Annotated in this window: 1 protein-coding gene; it reads left to right on the top strand. The window is 31.4% G+C overall.

Going from position 1 to position 684, the window contains the following annotated elements; all coding sequences use genetic code 11:
• Nucleotides 1-27: 27 nt before the first annotated feature.
• Nucleotides 28-684, top strand: a 657-nt coding sequence (locus OO013_RS20120) for an SH2 domain-containing protein (protein WP_266058926.1), incomplete at its 3' end; no start/stop codon positions are given.

Here is a 684-nt window from a genome sequence, read left to right as displayed (position 1 = left end):
CGTTGGCAATCAGATAAAAACAATAAAATGCACGAATTTTTAAATATAGAAAAAGACTACAGAAAGTGGATTTCATTTAATAATCTTCTGGGAGACTTTCAAAAATTGTATGACTTATACACTGCCGTTGACACAAAACAAAATAAAGGTGGTGTTTCGATTGATAGGTATGAGTCCGATAATTGCATCAGGTTTATAATTAATCAAGAAGGCAACAGTACCGCACTAGAAATTGAAGGCGAGACGAATAGAACAAAATTTTTAGCCTACTTGCTTGAGCATTATTTACCAACTAATGAAGTCGATAAATGGTATTTATCAAAAAAAGAAAAAGCTGACAAATCTCTGAATCATATCATCACTAAAGCCGACACCCACAACGGAATTTTGGAAAATATATCCCAAAATTGGACCATACACCCAAAAGAAACTATGTATTACAATTTCAGGGTGGTTTTTAGTGTATTAGCATATTTAGGAGTTTTAGGACTAATATTTAATGCTTTTTATGAATCTACGATTAAAGGATTTACAATTACATTAATTATAATAAGTACAGTTGTTACCATTTTCATCTTAAGAAAGATAGCTCAAGGTCTTTTCATTGGTCTTATGAAGGGAAGCTCTGTTAAACTTAATGAAAATCAGTACCCTGAAGTATTTAACATCGTTAAAAGGCAATCT

The organism is Mangrovivirga halotolerans (assembly GCF_026241165.1).
Classification (GTDB): Bacteria; Bacteroidota; Bacteroidia; order Cytophagales; family Cyclobacteriaceae; genus Mangrovivirga; species Mangrovivirga halotolerans.
This window is presented reverse-complemented; position numbering and strand designations above follow the sequence as displayed.